We start from the raw sequence: 17,062 nt of genomic DNA on the forward strand, positions 1-17,062 counted from the left end.
ATGGATTGTTTTAATGGTTACAATTTTGGAAAATTTCTATAGAAAAATTAAATTTTTACTTTTGTTTATCAAGTTTTCCTACGATGATAGGGTTAAAGGCTTTTATGGATAGTAAAAGCGTATCGCCGATTTTTACATTTTTATAAGTTCTTAAAAATTCTTCTTCGCTAAGTGTGATTTTAACGATATCTTGATTTAAAAGTAGGGTAAAAATCATCAAAATATCACTTTTTTTAATCTCAAGCAAAGTTGCACTTAAACGCAGTTTCGCACTTAAATTTGATGAGGTAAAAAATTCATTTGTTCTTGCATCTTTGATGATTTTTCCATCACTAAGCTCTAAAATTCTATGACTTAATTTGTAAATTTCAGCCAAATCGTGACTTACCAATAAAGTAGTGATTTTAAAATGTTGTAAAATTTTCACAAGCTCATCTTGCAAAAAAGATCGCATTTTAAAGTCTAATGCACTCAAAGGCTCATCTAAAAGTAAAATTTGCGGTTCTCTCGCTAAAGCCCTTGCTAAAGCCACTCTTTGTGCTTGTCCACCGCTTAAATTTTTGGGATAAATTTTGGCTAAATTTTCTAAATTCATTAAGCTTAAAAGCTCTTCTACTTTTTGTTTTGAAATCGCAGCGTAAGAAATGTTTTCTTTTACGCTCATATTTGGAAAAAGAGCATAATCTTGAAAAACAAAGCCGATTTTTCTTTTTTGTATGGCTAAATTGATATTTTTTTGGGTATCAAGCCAAAGCTCATCTCCTACTTCTATGCGCCCAAATTCAGGTTTTATAAGTCCTGCAATGATTTTAAGTAGAGTCGTTTTTCCCGCACCGCTTTCTCCAAAAATAGCAGTGATTTCATTTGCTTTTAGGCAAGTGTTTAATTCTAGTTGCTTCTTGCCTTTTGCTGTGTTAATGGGAAGTTTTATATCGATTTTTATCATAAAATTGGCCTATAGAGCGATTTTTTTGTTCACAAAATAAAGACTTAAGAGTATGGCAAAAGAAATCGCAAATAAAGTAAAAGCGTATTGATGTGCTAAGGTATAGTTTAAAACTTCAAGCTCATCATAAATAGCAATACTTGCGACCAAAGTTTCACCTTTTTTGTGTCCACCTATCATCATCACCACTCCAAATTCACCAATGGTGTGTGCAAAACTCATCGCGCAAGCACTAAAAATCCCTACTTTAGAATTGGGTAAAATCACTCTAAAAAGTGTATAAATTTTACCCTTTCCTAGAGCATAAGAAGCATCAAGTAGGTTTTGATTGATTGATGAAAAAGCACTTTGTAAAGGATTTACCATAAAGGGCAGAGAAAAAATCAAAGAAGCAAATACTAAACCTTCAAAGCTAAAAACCAAAGAAAGGTTAAAATATTCTTTTAAAAATTGTCCTAAAAAGCTGTTTTGTGAAAAGCTTATGAGTAAATAAAATCCCAAAACACTTGGAGGCAAAACCAAGGGCAAAGCTACAAAGGTTTGCACCAAGCTTTTAAAAGGAAATTTCACAAAGCTTAAAAGATAGGCTAAAAATACTCCGATGAAAAAGAGTATAAAGGTAGTGATAAATGCAAGTTTAAAGGTAAGATAAAGGGTTTGTAAAAAATCATTATCCATAAATAGCCTTTAAAATGATATCGTTTTCCTTGACAAAGCAAAGCCATTCTTGTCCTTCTTCGAGCTTAAGCTCTAAGGCTTTTTCTTTAGCGATAATGCTAGAAATTTCATCACCCTCAAAATCAAAAAAGATATGATATAGAATTTTGCCCTTTTTAATACTTTTAATCCTTGCTAGAAATGAATTTTCCACACTTAAAATAGAATGAGGCAAGGCAAAGCCAAGTTCGTGTTCTTTAAAAAGCACTTGAATTTTTGTACCTATTTTAAGATCTTGCAAAGAATGAAGATCAAGCATTAAAACTTTAAAAATATGCTCTTTAATACTGATCTTAACGATGACAATCTCACCCTCATTTAAAAGCTCTATAATCTTGCCATTTAAGATATTCAAGGTGTGTCAAATCCGTATTTTTTAAAGATTTCTTTTGCTTTTTGTGAGCTGATAAAATCGCTAAATTCAAAGGCTAATTTTTTATCTTTAGCGTATCTTGTGATGACATAGCTTTGTTTTAAAGGGGTGAAGTATTTTTGATCGATTAAAATAGCTTTGCCCTTAGGATGATTGATAGAAGATACTAAAGAATAAGCCACAATACCCAAATCCGCATTATTGCTATCGACATGTAAAACGGGCACGGAGATATTTTCACCTAAAACAATTTTATCTTCAAAGAGTTTGTCTAATTTTAAATTTTCAAGTACTTCTTTAGCAGCTACTCCATAAGGAGCAACTTTTGGATTTGCAAGGCTTAGGTGATGAATTTTATTTGCTTTATCTTTTAGCTTTTCTATCCCACCTTCAAGTAAGCTTTCATCTAAGCTATATAAGGCTAAGATACCTAAAACATAAACTTTTGGTTTATCTAAAGCGTTTTGATCCTCATAAATTGCTTGCGCGTATTTTGTATCGGCTGAAAAAAATAGATCAAATTCCCGCCCTTGTTTCAAAAGTTGATAATACTTTCCTGAAGCACCAAAAACAAGATCTATATTGTCATTAGGGTGTGATTTTAAAAATTCATTTTTGACTTCTTCCATAGCTTTTGAAGCTGAAGAAGCTACGAAAACACTTAAATTTTGTGCATTTAAATTTAAAGATAAAAACAACACTATAAAAATTAACACAAGCTTTTTCACTGCACTTTCCTTTGTAGATAATCTTGATTTTTTGTATTATAACATAAGAAATTTTATTTTGTATCTTTTTTGCATAAAATAAAAATAGGATGATAAGTGAGTTTATTTTGGAATTTTTCTTCAAATTCTTTTAAGAATTGCTTGTTTAAGCGATAAAATCCCAAAGAATTTACCCCGCTTAATTTCAAATGCTTAAAAACCTCTAAAGCGTTTTGAAATTCCAAATTTACAATTTCTTCAGTGATTTTAATATCAGAAAAATAGGGTTTAAAAATTTGTTCAAGTTCTTTTGTGCTAAAATATTTTAAACCCAAGCCTGTGCTTTGTTTGATCTCTTTTAAATTCATTTTTCCAAAAGTAGAAAGAAGTAAAATTCCTTTTTCATTTAACATATTTGCTAGTGTGGGCAAAACCTGCTTTAAATCAAGCCATTGCAAACTCGCATTAGAAGTGATAAGATCAAATTTTTGCTTGCTTAAAATCTGTGTAGCTAGGGTATTCATATCAAAAATTTCCACATTAAGATTGTCAGGATAATCCAAAATATCATTTTTTAGATATTCATCAAAAGTGATAATTTTTGAAAGTTTGTCGCTAAATTCGCCCCTACCACAACCAAATTCAAACACTTTTTTAAAATGCGAAATTTCTAAATTTTTTAAAATTTCACAAAGTTTTAAACCCATTAAATCTTGCACTTTTGCGTGTTTTTGATAATCTTTTGCTTTTAAAAAATTCAAATTTCATCCCAAGTTTTAAAATGAAAAAAAGCAAAATGTGGCTCATTTAGGAAAATAAGCTTTGAAAAAGTGTTTTTTAAAGCATTTTGAGGAAAAATTTCATCATTATTGCTTGAGTAAATTTTGTCCCAAATAAAGTTTTCATTACACTCTTTTGAGGCAAATTCGAAAAGTTTTTCAAGCTCGGTTTTTAAATCTTTTTCATCTTTAAAAATAAAGTTTTTTGCTTCATTTTTGCGCTCTTTAAATAAAGATTTTTTAAAAGCCGTGAGATCAAATTTTTTAATTTGCTTAGCAAAAATTGCAGGATGAATTCCTTTTAATTTATCTATGCCAAAAGGAGTGCCATTGATAGCTATTTTTTGCGAAAACTCTATATCTTTTAAAACTCTACTTGCTACGCAAACTCCCATAGAAAAAGCTATGAGAGTGATTTTAGAAAAAGACTTTAAATCAAATTTAAAGTCTAAATTTTCATAATCATAAACCAAAACTACATTTTTATCGCTTTTTAAATGTGCAAAATGGCTAGGATGTGAAGCAAAACCGCCAAATACTAAGATAAGTTCTTGTGAGTTTTCATTTTGAATTAAATTGCTTATTTTCATAAAAGTTCTATCACTTTCTTTAAATCTTCTTTACTAAGTCCTGCATGCAAAGAAAAACGAATTCTAGCTGTATTTTTAGGCACCGTAGGTTCTTTTATAGCGGGTGCAAAAATGCCATTTGTTTCAAGTTTTTTTGCTAATTCTATAGTCTTTTGATTTTCTCCCAAAACCAAGGAGATGATGTAAGCATCGCCTAAAATTTGATGATTTTTTTCTATGAGTTGATTTTTAAAAAAGTTGCCTATGATTTGTAATTTTTCTCTTTTTTCTTTTAGCTCGCTCATTTTTTCAAAAATAAATTTTGTCCAAGCTATATTGATAGGAGGCAGCGCTGTAGAATAAATAAAAGCTCTAGCTTTGTTGATAAAAAAGCTTTTATAAAGATTATTACAAATCATGCAAGCACCCATAGAAGCAAGAGCCTTGCCAAAGGTAAAAACTATAAAATCAACCTTTTCTTCCAAATTTAAAGCTTTAACAAGTCCCAAGCCCTCCTCATCAAAGCAACCCACGCTGTGCGCTTCATCGATATAAAGTTTGATTTTAGGGTATTTTTCTTTAAAGGCGATGAGTGTATTAAAATCAGAAAAATCACCATCCATGCTAAATAATGCTTCGCTTAAAATGATGATATTTTCATAATGATCATAATGTTTTTGAATTAAATTTTCTAAATGATTCATATCGTTATGATGAAAGCGAAAAAATTTTGCTCCGCCAAGTTTTAGTCCATCAATCATACTTGCATGGATGAATTTATCTACTAAAAAAAGTGTATTTGGAATGCTCACAAGTGCAGCTATACAAGAGATATTAAGATGATAACCGCTGTTAAAATGTAAGATTTCTTTTTCTTTAAATTTGGATTTTAAAAAGCTTTCTAATTCCTCATAAATTGTAAAATTTCCACTCAAGCTCCTTGAACTTGAGCTTGAAAAAAATAAGTCTTGTTCTTTGACATTATCTAAAAATTCATCTTTTAAAGATTTGCAAGAGCTTAAATTTAAATAATCATTCCCCGCTAAATTTAAAAGCTTTTTACCCTCTTTAAAAACAAAATTTCCTTCATGTTTGAGGCTTGTAAGTTTTCTAAGATTGTGATTTTTTTCAAGGGCTTCTAAGATATTTTCAAGGCTCATTTTTTTCCTAAAATTCAGAAATTTAAAGTATTATTTTGCCAAAATATATTTAAAAAAGAAGTTATAATGCAAAATGAAATTTTAAAAAAACTCGATTTAGAGCATATTTGGCACCCTTGTACGCAAATGAAAGATCATGAAAATTTGCCACTCATTCCTATAAAAAGAGCTAAAGGAGTGTGGCTTTATGATTTTGATGATAAGGCTTATATGGACTGTGTGAGCTCGTGGTGGGTAAATCTTTTTGGGCATTGTAATGAAAAAATCGCAAATGCCATTAAAAAACAAGTTGATGAGCTAGAGCATGTGATTTTAGCAGGTTTTACACATGAGCCCATCATCAAGCTTTCTGCAAGACTTTGCGAAAAAGTAGGCAGGAATTTTAACAAATGTTTTTACGCAGATAATGGTTCAAGCGCTATTGAAGTCGCACTTAAGATGAGCTTTCATTATCATTTAAATAAGGGAGTGAAAAAAAGTAAATTTTTATCTTTAAGTAATTCTTATCATGGTGAAACCTTAGGAGCCTTAAGTGTAGGAGATGTAGCACTTTATAAAGATACTTATAAGCCTTTACTTTTAGAGTGTTTAAGCACGCCTGTGCCACAAAGTAAAGATTACACTCAAGAGCTTGAAATTTTAAAAGATATTTTAGAAAAAAATGCAAGTGAAATTTGTGCTTTTATACTTGAACCCTTGGTGCAATGTGCAGGAAATATGCATATGTATGAAGCAGGGTTTATTGATGAGGCCATAAAGCTTTGCCATAAATTTGGAGTGCAAGTGATTTTTGATGAAATTGCAGTGGGCTTTGGACGCACAGGAACTTTGTTTGCCTTACATCAATGCAAACAAAGCCCCGATTTTATCTGCCTTTCAAAAGGGATAACGGGTGGATTTATGCCACTTTCTGTAGTGCTTACAAGAGATGAAATTTATAATGCTTTTTATGATACTTATGAAAGCCAAAAGGCTTTTTTACATTCTCATAGCTATACGGGAAATACCTTAGCTTGCGCGGCAGCAAATGCGGTTTTAGATATCTTTGAGGATGAAAATATTTTAGTAAAAAATCAAATTTTAAGCGAGTTTATCAAAAAAGAATTTTCAAGACTTGAAAAATTTGACTTTTTGGGTAATTTTAGAACTTGCGGGATGATCAGTGCTTTTGATATTTTAAGCACCAAGTATAAACGCGTAGGACTTTTTGTATTTCAAAAAGCCTTAGAAAAAGGTTTGCTTTTAAGACCTTTAGCAAATACGATTTATTTTATGCCTCCTTACATCATCACAAAAGAACAAATCGTTTATGTACTAGAGAGTTTAGAGCAGATTTTTAAGGAATTTTAAGTTGTAAAATTTCTTGCATTTGCTCTTTAAAATCTTTATTTAAAATGCTATTTTCATCAAAAAAATCAAGATTGATTATAGGAATTTTTGCATAATTTTTTATAAAATCATCTTGTAAGATATCTTTTTTACCCATCATTACAAGGGCTAAAAGATTGATATTTCTTTGCTTTAAAGCTTCAATGCTAAGCAAGATATGATTAATGCTTCCAAGATAGTATTTTGCTACCAAAATCGTAGGGTGTTTGAAAATATTCACAAAATCAATCATAGTGTAATTTTCATCCATAGGAGAAAAAAGCCCACCCGCAAGCTCAATAAGTAGGTTTTTGCTTTTTGGTAAAATGATATCTAAGGCTTTATAATCAAGCTTTTCTTTGATTTTTCCAAGATGAGGAGAAGCTGGAGTTTGCAAAAAAATACCTTCTTTAAAAATCTTTGTTTTTGGGCTAAATTTTGCAATAAACTCGCTATCTGTTGGAGTTCCTGCTTGAATGAGTTTAAAATAATCATAGTTAAAATTCGCACAAAAAGCTGCACTAAAATGTGTTTTTCCTACATCAGTATGTATTCCACTCACATAAATTTGCACAAAAAATCCTTAAGAAAGAAATTTTAAACCTACTGTACAAGCAATAATCACAGTGATTAAAAAAAGTTTTAAAAAACTTTTACTTTCTTTATAAAAAAGCACTCCTATCATTACCCCACCAGCGGTTCCAGCTCCTGTCCATATAGCATAAGCAACGCTCATAGCGATATTTTGCATACTTAAGCTTAAAAAAGTAAAAGAAAATCCAAAACACACTATCAAAGCTAAAAGGTAAAGCTTGTTTTTAGTGCTTACAAGTTCTTTCATGATCACCACACCAAAAATTTCACAAGCAGTAGCTAAAAACAAATAAAACCATTCCATAACTAAGCTTCCTTGCTTACCCATTTAAGGGCTATAATGCTTAAAAGTAAAATCGCTATAAGCACAAGTTTAATTATAGAAACAGCCTCATTAAAAATAAACATTTCATTTAAAACCACTCCTATAGTGCCAATGCCTACAAAAACACTATAAGTAATGCTTACTTCAAGTCTTTCACAAGCTTTTAAAAAACAAGTAAAAGAAATACAAACCCCAATGGCTGTTAAAATATAGTGCCAAATTTCTGTAGAATACTTAAGTCCACTTACCCAAAAACATTCTATAATCCCGCCTAAGATTATTAAAAACCAAGCTATATTGATATTGAATTTTTCATTCACATGAAGCCTTAAATTAACATAATTTATAAAACAAATTATATCTTAAAGAAATTAAAAGAAGCTATAAATTTACTTTTCCATAAGCCAAAATTAGATATAATCAAAGCTCATTTTTTAAGAAAGGACAAAAGATGTTAGAAGGTATCGTTAGAGAGAGTATCGGTAGAAAAGCTGCTAAAGCTTTAAAAAGAGATGGTTATCTAATCGCAAACATCTATGGAAAAGGATTAGAAAACATCAATGCCGCTTTTAAAGTAAATGAGTTTATTAAGGAAGTTCGTAAAAAAACTACTTTAATTTTTGATGTAAAAGTAGGTTCTCAAACTTTAAGCGTTGTAGTTGTGGATTATCAAAAAGATCCTGTAACTGCAGAACTTAAACATGTGGATTTAAAAGTTGCACAAAAAGGTGTGATTTCTAAATACATGGTTCCAGTTAAAATCACAGGAACAGCTATAGGTCTTAAAAATAAAGGTGTTTTAATCCAATCAAAAAGAAGATTAAAAGTAAAATGTGCAGCTGAAAATTTACCAAATTTTTTCGAACTTGATGTAAGTAAACTTGATGTGGGTGATGCTTTACTTGTTCGTGATATTGTAGTTCCTGCGGGAGTAACTATGATTGATGCTGATAGAGTAGCGGTTGTAGGTGTAGAAAAAGCTAGATGATTTTAGTCGTAGGGCTTGGCAATATAGGCGTAGAGTATGAAAATACCCGCCATAATGTCGGTTTTATGCTAATTGACTTGCTTTTAAAAGAAAGCAATTTTACAAATCTTACAAACTCTAAATTTAAAGGAGAACTTTTTAAAATAGGTTCTTCTTTACTTCTTCTTAAACCTAGTACTTATATGAATAATTCAGGACTTAGTGTAAAAGCAGTGAATGATTTTTATAAATGCGAAAGAATGATAGTTATCCATGATGATATAGATATAAATTTAGGAGCCTTGCGTTTTAAAAAAGGCGGTTCAAGTGGTGGACATAATGGGCTTAAAAGCATAGATACTTTATGTGGAAATGATTATGAAAGAGTGCGTATAGGAGTGGGAAAGGGTGAAAATGTGATTTCCCATGTTTTAGGTAAATTTAAACCCGAAGAAGAAATAACCTTAAGCAAAGTTTTAGAGCATACAAAAAAAGCTTTGCTTGAGCTTATTGAAAATGATGATTTGTCTGCTATATCATCTAAATACAGCCTAAAGGCTTAAGATGTGGATATTTTTTCGTTTTATTTCAGGGATTTATTTAAAAAATTTTTTTATTATATTTTTTTCTTTGCTTGGTTTTTATTGCGGTATTGATTTGCTCTTAAATTTTAAAGATCTACCAAAAGCCGCAAATCTTGATTTGCTTTATGTTATGTTTTTATCTTTCTCGGCAGTGCCTTATGTATTACCCATTTCTTTGATTTTTGCTTTGGTAGTTTCTTTGATTTCTATGATCAGAGCAAATGAATTTGTAAGTCTTTATGCATTAGGACTGAGCAGAAATTATGTTATTTTATTTCCTTTTTTATGGGCTTTATTTTTTTGTTGTATTTATATAGGATTGAATTTTACTTCTTTTGCTTATGCAAATGATTATAAGAGAAATATTTTAAAAAATGGTACTATTATGAATCAAAGTGGAGAAGTGTTTTTGAAATTTAACAATAATTTTGTTTATATTTCAAAGATAAACAATGGACAAAATAGTGCTCAAAATATAAAAATTTTTAATATCAATGATTTAAATTTAAGCTCTTTTGTAAGTGCTAAAAACGCCTATTTTGAAGGTGAAAGTTGGATTTTGCGAGATGGTAATATTACATTATTACCTAAAAATTATGAACTTGCTAATGATGGTTTAAAGATACAAGATTTCTCCGAGCTTAAATCACTTGAGGGTTTTAAACCAAAGATTATAGAAGGGGTTGCTAGTAATAGTGATTATTCAATATCTGACGCACTTGAAAGTTTTGAGCTTTTTAAGGCGCAAAATGTCAATACAGATGCTCTTAAAATCAATCTTTATAAATTTGTTTTTACTCCTTTTTTTGCACCATTTTTAATGCTTATTATGTATTATTTTTTTCCTGTAATAGCAAGATTTTTTAATCTTGCTTTTGTAACTTTTATAGCTTTTGTAGTGACTTTGATGATTTGGGGAGTCTTGTTTTTGCTTACTAGATTAAGCGAAAATAGTGTGATTGCAAGTGAAATTGGCATTGTAGTGCCTATTATAATTTTGGGTTGTTTAAGTGCTTATATGTATTATAAGCATCGATAAATTAAGCTTTGTGTAGTAAAATTATAAAAATTAAAGGTTAAATATGGATTATAAACAATTAAAGCAAGAATTTAATACTCCTTTTTATATTTACAATTTTGATTTCATAAAAGAGCGTTTTTTAAATCTCAAAGAGGCTTTTAAGGCAAGAAAATCTCAAATTTTTTACGCTGTAAAAGCCAATTCAAATTTAAGTTTGTTGCAAATGCTTGCAAATTTAGATAGTGGATTTGATTGTGTAAGTATAGGCGAGGTAAAGCGTGCCTTAAAAGCAGGAGCAAAAGCTTATAAGATTATTTTTAGTGGAGTAGGAAAAACCAAAGAAGAGTTAAGACAAGCTTTAGAATATGATATTTTATATATTAACCTTGAAAGCGAAGCTGAAATGATGCTTTTAGAAAGTGTGGCTAAAGAACTTAATCTAAAGGCAAGAATCAGTATTCGTGTTAATCCAAATGTTGATGCAAAAACTCATCCTTATATTTCTACAGGATTAAATGAAAATAAATTTGGTGTTGAAATTGACATAGCAAGAAAAATGTATCTTTATGCAAAAAATTCATCTTTTTTAGAGCCCGTTGGAGTGCATTTTCATATAGGTTCGCAACTTTTAGATATTTCTCCTATTCATGAAGCAGCAGCCATTGTTGCAAAACTTGCAAGAGAGTTAAAAGCCTTGCAAATTGATCTTAAATTTTTTGATATAGGCGGTGGCTTGGGTGTGGCTTATGAAAAAGATGAGTGCGAACCTGATCTTTATAATTATGCACAAGGTATATTAGCACAACTTCATGGGCTTGATTTAACCATAGGAATGGAGCCTGGAAGGTATTTAGTTGCTAAAAGTGGAGAATTTGTTTGTTCAGTACTTTATGAAAAACAAAATAAAACCAAGCGTTTTGTTGTAGTAGATGGAGCGATGAATGATCTTATACGCCCAAGTTTATACGAGGCTTATCATGAAATAATCTTACCTTATACTCAAGCCCAAGAGAGTTTATGTGATGTTGTAGGTGGAATTTGTGAGAGTGGAGACTTTTTTGCTAAAGCAAGGTCTTTACCTAGCACTCAAAGTGGTGATATAATGGTTATTAAAAATACTGGAGCTTATGGTTTTAGCATGAGTAGTAACTACAATACTCGTAATAAAGTTTGCGAATTAGCCCTTGAAGAAGGACAGGTAAGATTGATCCGTCAAAGAGAAAATTTTGAAAATCAAATCGCTTTAGAAGAGAAATTTTTAAAGGCTTAAAATGTTTTTTTTAGATGTTCAAGGGACTTTAATTTCTGATCATGATAAGAGTTTAATCCATGGCGCTAAAGAATTGATCGATTTTTTAAATGCAAAAAATCTTCCTTATGTTATCATTACTAACAATACAAAAAAACTTGATTTTTTAGAAAAATTACAGCAAAAAGGATTGGCTATAAAAGAAAATGCTTATATTGATCCTTTTAGCGTTTTAAAACACCTTTTAAAACCTTGTAAAGTTGCGGCTTTTGGTGCAGATGAGTTTGTAAAAAGTCTTGAAAATCTTGGTTTTGAACTTGATTTTGTAAATCCTAGTGCTGTGCTTGTAGCTAGTTATGATGATTTTAAATTTGTAGATTTTGCTAGTATGATAGAATTGGCTAGAAGAGAAGTTAGGTTTATAGCTATGCACGAAACTAGCATTTATAAAAAAGATGGTAGGCCTTATCCTGGTGTAGGTAGCATTATGGCTATGCTTAAAAATGCTATTGATTTTGAATACGAGGTTGTGGGTAAGCCTAGCATTACTTTTTATAAAGAAGCTTTAAATTTGATAAGAAAACAAAATTCAAAAATCGATTTTGAAGATATTAAAATCATTAGTGATGATTTTAGAGGAGACTTGCTTAAGGCAAAAGAACTTGGCATGAAAACCTTGCTGGTTTTAAGCGGAAAGATAAGCGACACAAAAGGGCTTGATACGGATTTGCTTGATGGAGTTTATCCTAGTGTTTTTGAGTTTTTAAAGGAGCTAAAATGCCAAATTTAGAAGAATTTAGAAATAAAATCGATGCGGTTGATGATAAAATTTTAGAACTTTTAAATGAAAGAATGACTTATGTTAAAAGTATAGGCGAGCTTAAACAAAGTAGTGGGGGAGCTATTTATCGTCCTGAGCGTGAAAGAGCCATTATCAATCGTTTAAAAAATGCAAATTTAGGACTTTTAGATCAAAATGCCATAGAGGCAATTTATCAAGAAATTTTTGCAGTTTCAAGAAATTTAGAAATGCCTCAAACTATAGCTTATTTAGGGCCTGAGGGAACTTATACTCATCAAGCAGCAAGAAGTCGTTTTGGTGCGATGAGTCGTTATATAGCCTTGGCTAATATCGAAGATGTTTTTAAAGAGTTAAGCAACAAAGAAGCAAAATACGGTGTTGTGCCTATAGAAAATAATACCGAAGGTGCAGTAGGTATTACTTTAGATTGTCTAGGTAAGTATAATGAGCTTAAAATTTTTGGTGAAATTTATATGGATATTCATCATTCTTTTGTGGGAATTAATGAAAATTTAAAAGAAATCAAACGCATTTATTCGCATCCGCAAGGTTATAATCAATGTCGTAAATTTTTAGAAAGTCATGAACTTAGTGCTATAGAATTTGTTCCTTCAAAATCTACAGCTAATGCAGCTTACCTAGCTTCGCAAGATAAATATGCGGCAGCAATTTGTTCTAGAATAGCGGCTAAGCTTTATAATGTGCCTGTACTTTTTGATAAAATAGAAGATAATGCAGCCAATAAAACAAGATTTTTAATTTTAAGCGATATTAAAAATCCTAAAATGCCAAATTGTAAAACTTCTATTTTAGCACACACAGCACATAAACCTGGGGGACTTAGCTTTTTATTAGAGCAGTTTAAAAAAGAAAATATCAATCTTACTAAGCTTGAATCTCGCCCTGTAAAATCAAAAGAATTTTTACACAGTTTTTATATAGATTTTGAAGGGCATATTGATGATGAAAATGTAAAAAAAGCCTTAAAAGATATACAAGAGATTGTTTGGCTTGGATCTTATTTATCAGGAGAAAAAGATGAAATTTAATGAATTTTTAAATCATTTAAGCAATTATGAACCCGGAAAAGATATAGAAGTTATTGCTAAAGAATATGGCGTTAAAGAAGTGATAAAATTAGCAAGCAATGAAAATCCTTTTGGCACGCCACCAAAAGCTATAGAATGTTTAAGACAAAATGCAGATAAAGCCCATCTTTACCCTGATGATAGTATGATAGAACTTAAAAGCACATTGGCTCAAAAATACAAAGTTCAAAATGAAAATATTATCATCGGTGCAGGTAGTGATCAAGTGATTGAATTTGCTATACATGCTAAGTTAAATTCTAAAAATGCTTTTTTGCAAGCTGGAGTTACCTTTGCTATGTATGAAATTTATGCCAAACAATGTGGTGCAAAGTGTTATAAAACTCAAAGTATTACTCATAATTTAGATGAGTTTAAAAAACTTTATGAAACGCACAAAGATGAAATTAAACTTATTTTTTTATGCTTACCAAACAATCCTTTAGGCGAGTGTTTGGATGCAAGTGAGGCGACCGAGTTTATTAAAGGTGTAAATGAGGATTGTTTAGTTGTGATTGATGCAGCTTATAATGAATTTGCAAGTTTTAAAGATAGCAAAAAACATTTAAAACCTTGCGAATTGATTAAAGAATTTGACAATGTACTTTATTTAGGAACTTTTTCTAAGCTTTATGGATTAGGAGGTTTACGCATTGGTTATGGTATAGCTAATGCTAATATTATTAGTGCATTTTACAAGCTTCGTGCGCCTTTTAATGTGAGTAATCTTGCTTTAAAAGCAGCAGTTGCAGCAATAAATGATGATGAATTTGCTAAAAAAACTTTAGAGAATAATTTTTCTCAAATGGAGCTTTATAAAGAATTTGCTAAAAAACATAATATCAAAATCATTGATAGTTATACAAATTTCATCACTTATTTTTTTGATGAAAAAAATAGTACAGATTTGTCTGAAAAATTGCTTAAAAAGGGTATAATAATAAGAAATTTAAAAAGCTATGGTTTAAATGCTATACGCATTACTATAGGAACATCTTATGAAAATGAAAAATTTTTTACAGAATTTGATAAGATTTTAAGATAGATAAATCAAATAAAAATATGTAAAATTCGCTAAACTAAGGGATGAGAATTAATGGATTTTAAAAATATGCTTCATCAAATTGGGCAACTTTATCAAAATTTAACTCGCAAGCAGCGTATAGTGATTGCTGCATCTATTATAGTTGTGGTTGGGTTTTTGGTTTTTTTAGCTTTATTTCGTGGAAGTGGTAGTAATGCAAATAATGGATATGCAGTTTTAATTGAAAATGTAAGCCCAAGTTCTTCTGCTGCAATTGTAGCTAAACTTGAACAAAATAATATTCCCTATAAATTAGAAAGTGAAAATAAAATTTTAGTTCCACAAGATCAGGTTTATCGTCAAAGAATGTTTATTGCAAGCGAAGGTCTTATAAAAGATAGTCGCGTGGGTTTTGAAGCTTTTGATACTCAAGCTTTTGGAGCTACAAATGAAGAGCAAAAGGTAAAATACCAAAGAGCCATAGAAGGTGAACTTGCAAGAACTATTGAGACTTTAGAACCTATTCGTAGTGCTGTTGTACATATAGCATTTCCTAAAGATAGTGTTTTTACCGAAAGGCAAATTCCGCCTACAGCTTCAGTTGTTGTTAATGTTCGCGAAGGTTTAAAGCTTACTAGAAAACAAATTGATGGTATAAAAAATATTGTTTCAGCGGCAGTTCCAAAACTTACTAAAGAAAATGTTAAGATTAGTGATCAAAGTGGTGTGCCTTTAGATGAGCAAGAAGCATATGAAGATGACTTGGTTCGTGCGCAAATTAAATTTAAAAGTGATCAAGAAAAAGCTTTAGAAGATAAGATTATAGAAAATTTAGCTCCTTTTGCAGGTGGCATGGATAAAGTAAAAGTGAGTGTAAATATAGATTTTGATTTTTCCAAGCAAGAATCTCAAAGTGAAATTTATGATCCAAATCCTATAGTGCGTAGTGAGCAAACTTTAAACGAGGAAAGAACAGGTAGAAAAGATCCAGAAATTCAGGGTGTTCCAGGTGCTGTTTCTAATATAGGTCCTGTTGAAGGACTTGACAATAAGGGTCAAATTGACACTTATAAAAAAAATCAAGTTACTACAAATAATGAACTTTCTAAAACTATCACAAATACCAAAAAACAATTTGCAACAGTTTTACGCACTTCAGCAGCTGTTACTATAGATGGAAAATATCAAGATGTGGTTGATGAAAATGGGGATGTGAAAAGCGAATATGTCCCATTGACTAAAGAAGAGCTTGCAAGTGTTGAGAGTATAGTTAAAAATACTATTAATTTTAGCGCTACTAGAGGTGATAGTGTTGTGGTGCAAAATTTACCATTTCATCGTGAGTCGATTAGAGTTGAGAGTAAAGTTAAAACTTTTTACAATCGTTTTGTTGAGCCATTTATTCCGCCGGTTAAATACTTTATTGCAGCGATTTTACTTTTTATTTTTTACAAAAAAGTTATTGCTCCATTTACTCAAAAAATGCTTGAAGATGTCGCAGCACAAGAGGAAATGCAGCAAGGTCCAAATGCTGTTTTAGATGATGCTGAAGATGCTTTAGAGAAATTTAATGCAGCAAGGAAAAAAGTTGAAGAACAACTTGGTTTTGGGGATAACTTCAATGAAGATTCTATCCAGTATGAGGTTTTGCTTGAAAAATTGCGTGGTTTGGTAAGTGATAAAGGTGAGGAAATTGCAGCACTTTTGCAAAACTTAATTCAAAATGATAGCGAATTTGGCGAAAAGGATATGTGATGATAAAGCTAAGTGAAGAACAAAAAATGGTCTATGATGATTTATCGATGCCTGAGAAGGTAGCGATATTTCTTATACAACTTGGCGAAGATGCAACCACTTCTGTGTTTTCACATATGGAAATTGATGTAATCACAGAAATTTCACGTTATATTGCTATGGCTAAAAATGTTGATAGATCTGTAGCTACTGCAGTTTTAGAAGAATTTTACACTCTGCTTCAATCAAATCAATATATTAAAAGTGGTGGTTTAGAATATGCTAAAGAAATACTTTTTCGTACTTTTGGACCAGAGATTGCAAATAAAATTCTTGAAAAACTCACTAAAAGCATGGAGAATAATCAAAATTTTGCTTATTTGGCGCAAATTAAACCACAGCAACTTGCAGACTTTATTACCAAAGAGCACCCACAAACCATCGCTCTTATTTTGGCACACATGGATTCTATTCATGCGGCAGAAACTTTAGAGTATTTTAGCGATGAATTAAGGGCTGAGGTGGTTATAAGAATGGCAAATCTTGGCGATATTTCTCCAAGTATTATTAAAAGAGTTTCTGCAGTGCTAGAAAGCAAGCTTGAAAGTCTTACCTCTTATAAGGTTGAAGTGGGCGGCCCAAGAGCAGTAGCAGAAGTGCTTAATCGTTTGGGTCAAAAAGCAAGCAAATCAACCATTACTTATATTGAACAAAGTGATGAACGCTTAGCAGAGACTATTAAAGAGCTTATGTTTACTTTCGATGATATACAAAAACTTAGCACTCAGGCTATAAGAGAAATTTTAAAAGTAGCCGATAAGCGTGATTTAATGATAGGTTTAAAAGGTGCAAGTGAAGAGTTAAAGCAAAAATTCTTAGCCAATATGTCTACGCGTGCAAGCGAAGCTTTTCTTGAAGAAATGGGTTTTTTGGGTGCTGTGCGTGTTAAAGATGTTGAAGATGCACAAAGAAAGGTTGTTGAAGTGGTGCAAAAACTTGCAGAACAAGGTCTTGTTCAAACAGGCGATGCGGATGAAATGATAGAGTAGGTGAGA

The 17,062-nt window shown here is 31.0% G+C and carries 20 protein-coding genes; 10 read left to right on the forward strand and 10 right to left on the reverse strand.

Annotation, left to right across the window (positions count from 1 at the left end):
* Nucleotides 1-55: 55 nt before the first annotated feature.
* Genes FBF06_RS01435 through FBF06_RS01465 form a run of 7 tightly spaced genes read right to left on the reverse strand, consistent with a single transcriptional unit; the run spans nt 56 to nt 5,251 of the window.
* Complete coding sequence (locus FBF06_RS01435; protein WP_165434403.1) at nt 56-946, reverse strand: sulfate/molybdate ABC transporter ATP-binding protein; 891 nt, start codon at nt 944-946, stop codon at nt 56-58.
* A 9-nt stretch (nt 947-955) separates the two neighbouring features.
* On the reverse strand, nt 956-1,624 hold the full coding sequence (gene modB / locus FBF06_RS01440; protein WP_002854336.1) for a molybdate ABC transporter permease subunit: 669 nt from the start codon (nt 1,622-1,624) through the stop codon (nt 956-958).
* Nucleotides 1,617-2,018: a molybdenum-pterin-binding protein gene (locus FBF06_RS01445; RefSeq protein ID WP_002787993.1), complete on the reverse strand. Its 402-nt coding sequence runs from the start codon at nt 2,016-2,018 to the stop codon at nt 1,617-1,619. Before FBF06_RS01445 ends, modB begins: the two co-directional genes overlap by 8 nt.
* Nucleotides 2,015-2,764: a molybdate ABC transporter substrate-binding protein gene (gene modA / locus FBF06_RS01450; RefSeq protein WP_002854529.1), complete on the reverse strand. Its 750-nt coding sequence runs from the start codon at nt 2,762-2,764 to the stop codon at nt 2,015-2,017. The genes FBF06_RS01445 and modA overlap by 4 nt, the downstream gene beginning before the upstream one ends.
* Nucleotides 2,765-2,817: 53 nt before the next feature.
* Complete coding sequence (gene bioC, locus FBF06_RS01455) at nt 2,818-3,504, reverse strand: malonyl-ACP O-methyltransferase BioC (RefSeq protein ID WP_002854349.1); 687 nt, start codon at nt 3,502-3,504, stop codon at nt 2,818-2,820.
* Nucleotides 3,501-4,112 (reverse strand): pimeloyl-ACP methyl esterase BioG family protein, encoded by a 612-nt coding sequence (locus FBF06_RS01460; protein WP_002854367.1) that lies wholly within the window; start codon nt 4,110-4,112, stop codon nt 3,501-3,503. The genes bioC and FBF06_RS01460 overlap by 4 nt, the downstream gene beginning before the upstream one ends.
* Nucleotides 4,109-5,251 (reverse strand): pyridoxal phosphate-dependent aminotransferase family protein, encoded by a 1,143-nt coding sequence (locus FBF06_RS01465; RefSeq protein WP_002854666.1) that lies wholly within the window; start codon nt 5,249-5,251, stop codon nt 4,109-4,111. Before FBF06_RS01465 ends, FBF06_RS01460 begins: the two co-directional genes overlap by 4 nt.
* Before the next feature lie 66 nt (nt 5,252-5,317).
* Between FBF06_RS01465 and FBF06_RS01470 the strand changes: the two genes are divergently transcribed.
* On the forward strand, nt 5,318-6,601 hold the full coding sequence (locus FBF06_RS01470; protein ID WP_002859851.1) for an adenosylmethionine--8-amino-7-oxononanoate transaminase: 1,284 nt from the start codon (nt 5,318-5,320) through the stop codon (nt 6,599-6,601).
* On the opposite strand, the gene bioD is transcribed toward FBF06_RS01470, so the two are convergent.
* The 3 genes from bioD to FBF06_RS01485 are packed head-to-tail and all read right to left on the reverse strand — an operon-like array spanning nt 6,588 to nt 7,858.
* Nucleotides 6,588-7,193 carry an ATP-dependent dethiobiotin synthetase BioD gene (bioD, locus tag FBF06_RS01475; protein ID WP_002816248.1) on the reverse strand — a complete coding sequence of 202 codons (606 nt, stop codon included), beginning with the start codon at nt 7,191-7,193 and terminating at the stop codon, nt 6,588-6,590. The genes FBF06_RS01470 and bioD overlap by 14 nt on opposite strands.
* 9 nt (nt 7,194-7,202) lie before the next feature.
* A complete protein-coding gene (locus tag FBF06_RS01480) occupies nt 7,203-7,517 on the reverse strand; it encodes a multidrug efflux SMR transporter (protein ID WP_002857436.1) in 315 nt (104 codons plus the stop codon).
* Between the two features lie 2 nt (nt 7,518-7,519).
* Nucleotides 7,520-7,858, reverse strand: a complete 339-nt coding sequence (locus tag FBF06_RS01485) for a multidrug efflux SMR transporter (RefSeq protein WP_002810730.1) — start codon at nt 7,856-7,858, stop codon at nt 7,520-7,522.
* 131 nt (nt 7,859-7,989) lie between these two features.
* On the opposite strand from FBF06_RS01485, the gene FBF06_RS01490 reads away from it, so the two are divergent.
* From FBF06_RS01490 to fliG, 9 genes are read left to right on the forward strand one after another with little or no spacing between them, the layout of a single operon-like run.
* On the forward strand, nt 7,990-8,526 hold the full coding sequence (locus tag FBF06_RS01490; RefSeq protein WP_002791314.1) for a 50S ribosomal protein L25/general stress protein Ctc: 537 nt from the start codon (nt 7,990-7,992) through the stop codon (nt 8,524-8,526).
* Nucleotides 8,523-9,068: an aminoacyl-tRNA hydrolase gene (gene pth, locus FBF06_RS01495; RefSeq protein ID WP_002854409.1), complete on the forward strand. Its 546-nt coding sequence runs from the start codon at nt 8,523-8,525 to the stop codon at nt 9,066-9,068. Before FBF06_RS01490 ends, pth begins: the two co-directional genes overlap by 4 nt.
* Before the next feature lies 1 nt (nt 9,069).
* Nucleotides 9,070-10,128, forward strand: coding sequence for an LptF/LptG family permease (locus FBF06_RS01500; RefSeq protein WP_002867746.1), 1,059 nt, complete (start codon nt 9,070-9,072; stop codon nt 10,126-10,128).
* A 43-nt stretch (nt 10,129-10,171) separates the two neighbouring features.
* The gene (gene lysA / locus FBF06_RS01505) at nt 10,172-11,380 is read left to right on the forward strand and encodes a diaminopimelate decarboxylase (protein ID WP_002867747.1); all 1,209 of its coding nucleotides are present in this window, start codon (nt 10,172-10,174) and stop codon (nt 11,378-11,380) included.
* Between the two features lies 1 nt (nt 11,381).
* Nucleotides 11,382-12,149, forward strand: coding sequence for an HAD-IIA family hydrolase (locus tag FBF06_RS01510; protein WP_168977501.1), 768 nt, complete (start codon nt 11,382-11,384; stop codon nt 12,147-12,149).
* Nucleotides 12,137-13,210, forward strand: a complete 1,074-nt coding sequence (pheA, locus tag FBF06_RS01515) for a prephenate dehydratase (RefSeq protein WP_032582615.1) — start codon at nt 12,137-12,139, stop codon at nt 13,208-13,210. Before FBF06_RS01510 ends, pheA begins: the two co-directional genes overlap by 13 nt.
* Entirely contained in the window at nt 13,200-14,294 is a 1,095-nt protein-coding gene (hisC, locus tag FBF06_RS01520) for a histidinol-phosphate transaminase (protein WP_168977502.1), read from the forward strand. The genes pheA and hisC overlap by 11 nt, the downstream gene beginning before the upstream one ends.
* Before the next feature lie 51 nt (nt 14,295-14,345).
* Nucleotides 14,346-16,028, forward strand: coding sequence for a flagellar basal-body MS-ring/collar protein FliF (fliF, locus tag FBF06_RS01525; protein ID WP_032582619.1), 1,683 nt, complete (start codon nt 14,346-14,348; stop codon nt 16,026-16,028).
* The gene (fliG, locus tag FBF06_RS01530; RefSeq protein ID WP_002854670.1) at nt 16,028-17,056 is read left to right on the forward strand and encodes a flagellar motor switch protein FliG; all 1,029 of its coding nucleotides are present in this window, start codon (nt 16,028-16,030) and stop codon (nt 17,054-17,056) included. Before fliF ends, fliG begins: the two co-directional genes overlap by 1 nt.
* Nucleotides 17,057-17,062 lie beyond the last annotated feature (6 nt).

This window comes from Campylobacter sp. CFSAN093227 (assembly GCF_012897855.1).
Lineage (GTDB): Bacteria > Campylobacterota > Campylobacteria > Campylobacterales > Campylobacteraceae > Campylobacter_D > Campylobacter_D jejuni.

Bases quoted from the DNA above. Each gene is read 5' to 3' on its own strand.
- fliG (WP_002854670.1), top strand. From the start codon at position 16,028: ATGATAAAGCTAAGTGAAGAACAAAAAATGGTCTATGATGATTTATCG.
- FBF06_RS01480 (WP_002857436.1), bottom strand. From the start codon at position 7,517: ATGGAATGGTTTTATTTGTTTTTAGCTACTGCTTGTGAAATTTTTGGT.
- FBF06_RS01510 (WP_168977501.1), top strand. From the start codon at position 11,382: ATGTTTTTTTTAGATGTTCAAGGGACTTTAATTTCTGATCATGATAAG.
- pth (WP_002854409.1), top strand. From the start codon at position 8,523: ATGATTTTAGTCGTAGGGCTTGGCAATATAGGCGTAGAGTATGAAAAT.
- modB (WP_002854336.1), bottom strand. From the start codon at position 1,624: ATGGATAATGATTTTTTACAAACCCTTTATCTTACCTTTAAACTTGCA.
- FBF06_RS01490 (WP_002791314.1), top strand. From the start codon at position 7,990: ATGTTAGAAGGTATCGTTAGAGAGAGTATCGGTAGAAAAGCTGCTAAA.
- FBF06_RS01460 (WP_002854367.1), bottom strand. From the start codon at position 4,112: ATGAAAATAAGCAATTTAATTCAAAATGAAAACTCACAAGAACTTATC.
- lysA (WP_002867747.1), top strand. From the start codon at position 10,172: ATGGATTATAAACAATTAAAGCAAGAATTTAATACTCCTTTTTATATT.
- FBF06_RS01465 (WP_002854666.1), bottom strand. From the start codon at position 5,251: ATGAGCCTTGAAAATATCTTAGAAGCCCTTGAAAAAAATCACAATCTT.
- pheA (WP_032582615.1), top strand. From the start codon at position 12,137: ATGCCAAATTTAGAAGAATTTAGAAATAAAATCGATGCGGTTGATGAT.
- hisC (WP_168977502.1), top strand. From the start codon at position 13,200: ATGAAATTTAATGAATTTTTAAATCATTTAAGCAATTATGAACCCGGA.
- FBF06_RS01435 (WP_165434403.1), bottom strand. From the start codon at position 946: ATGATAAAAATCGATATAAAACTTCCCATTAACACAGCAAAAGGCAAG.
- FBF06_RS01470 (WP_002859851.1), top strand. From the start codon at position 5,318: ATGCAAAATGAAATTTTAAAAAAACTCGATTTAGAGCATATTTGGCAC.
- FBF06_RS01500 (WP_002867746.1), top strand. From the start codon at position 9,070: ATGTGGATATTTTTTCGTTTTATTTCAGGGATTTATTTAAAAAATTTT.
- fliF (WP_032582619.1), top strand. From the start codon at position 14,346: ATGGATTTTAAAAATATGCTTCATCAAATTGGGCAACTTTATCAAAAT.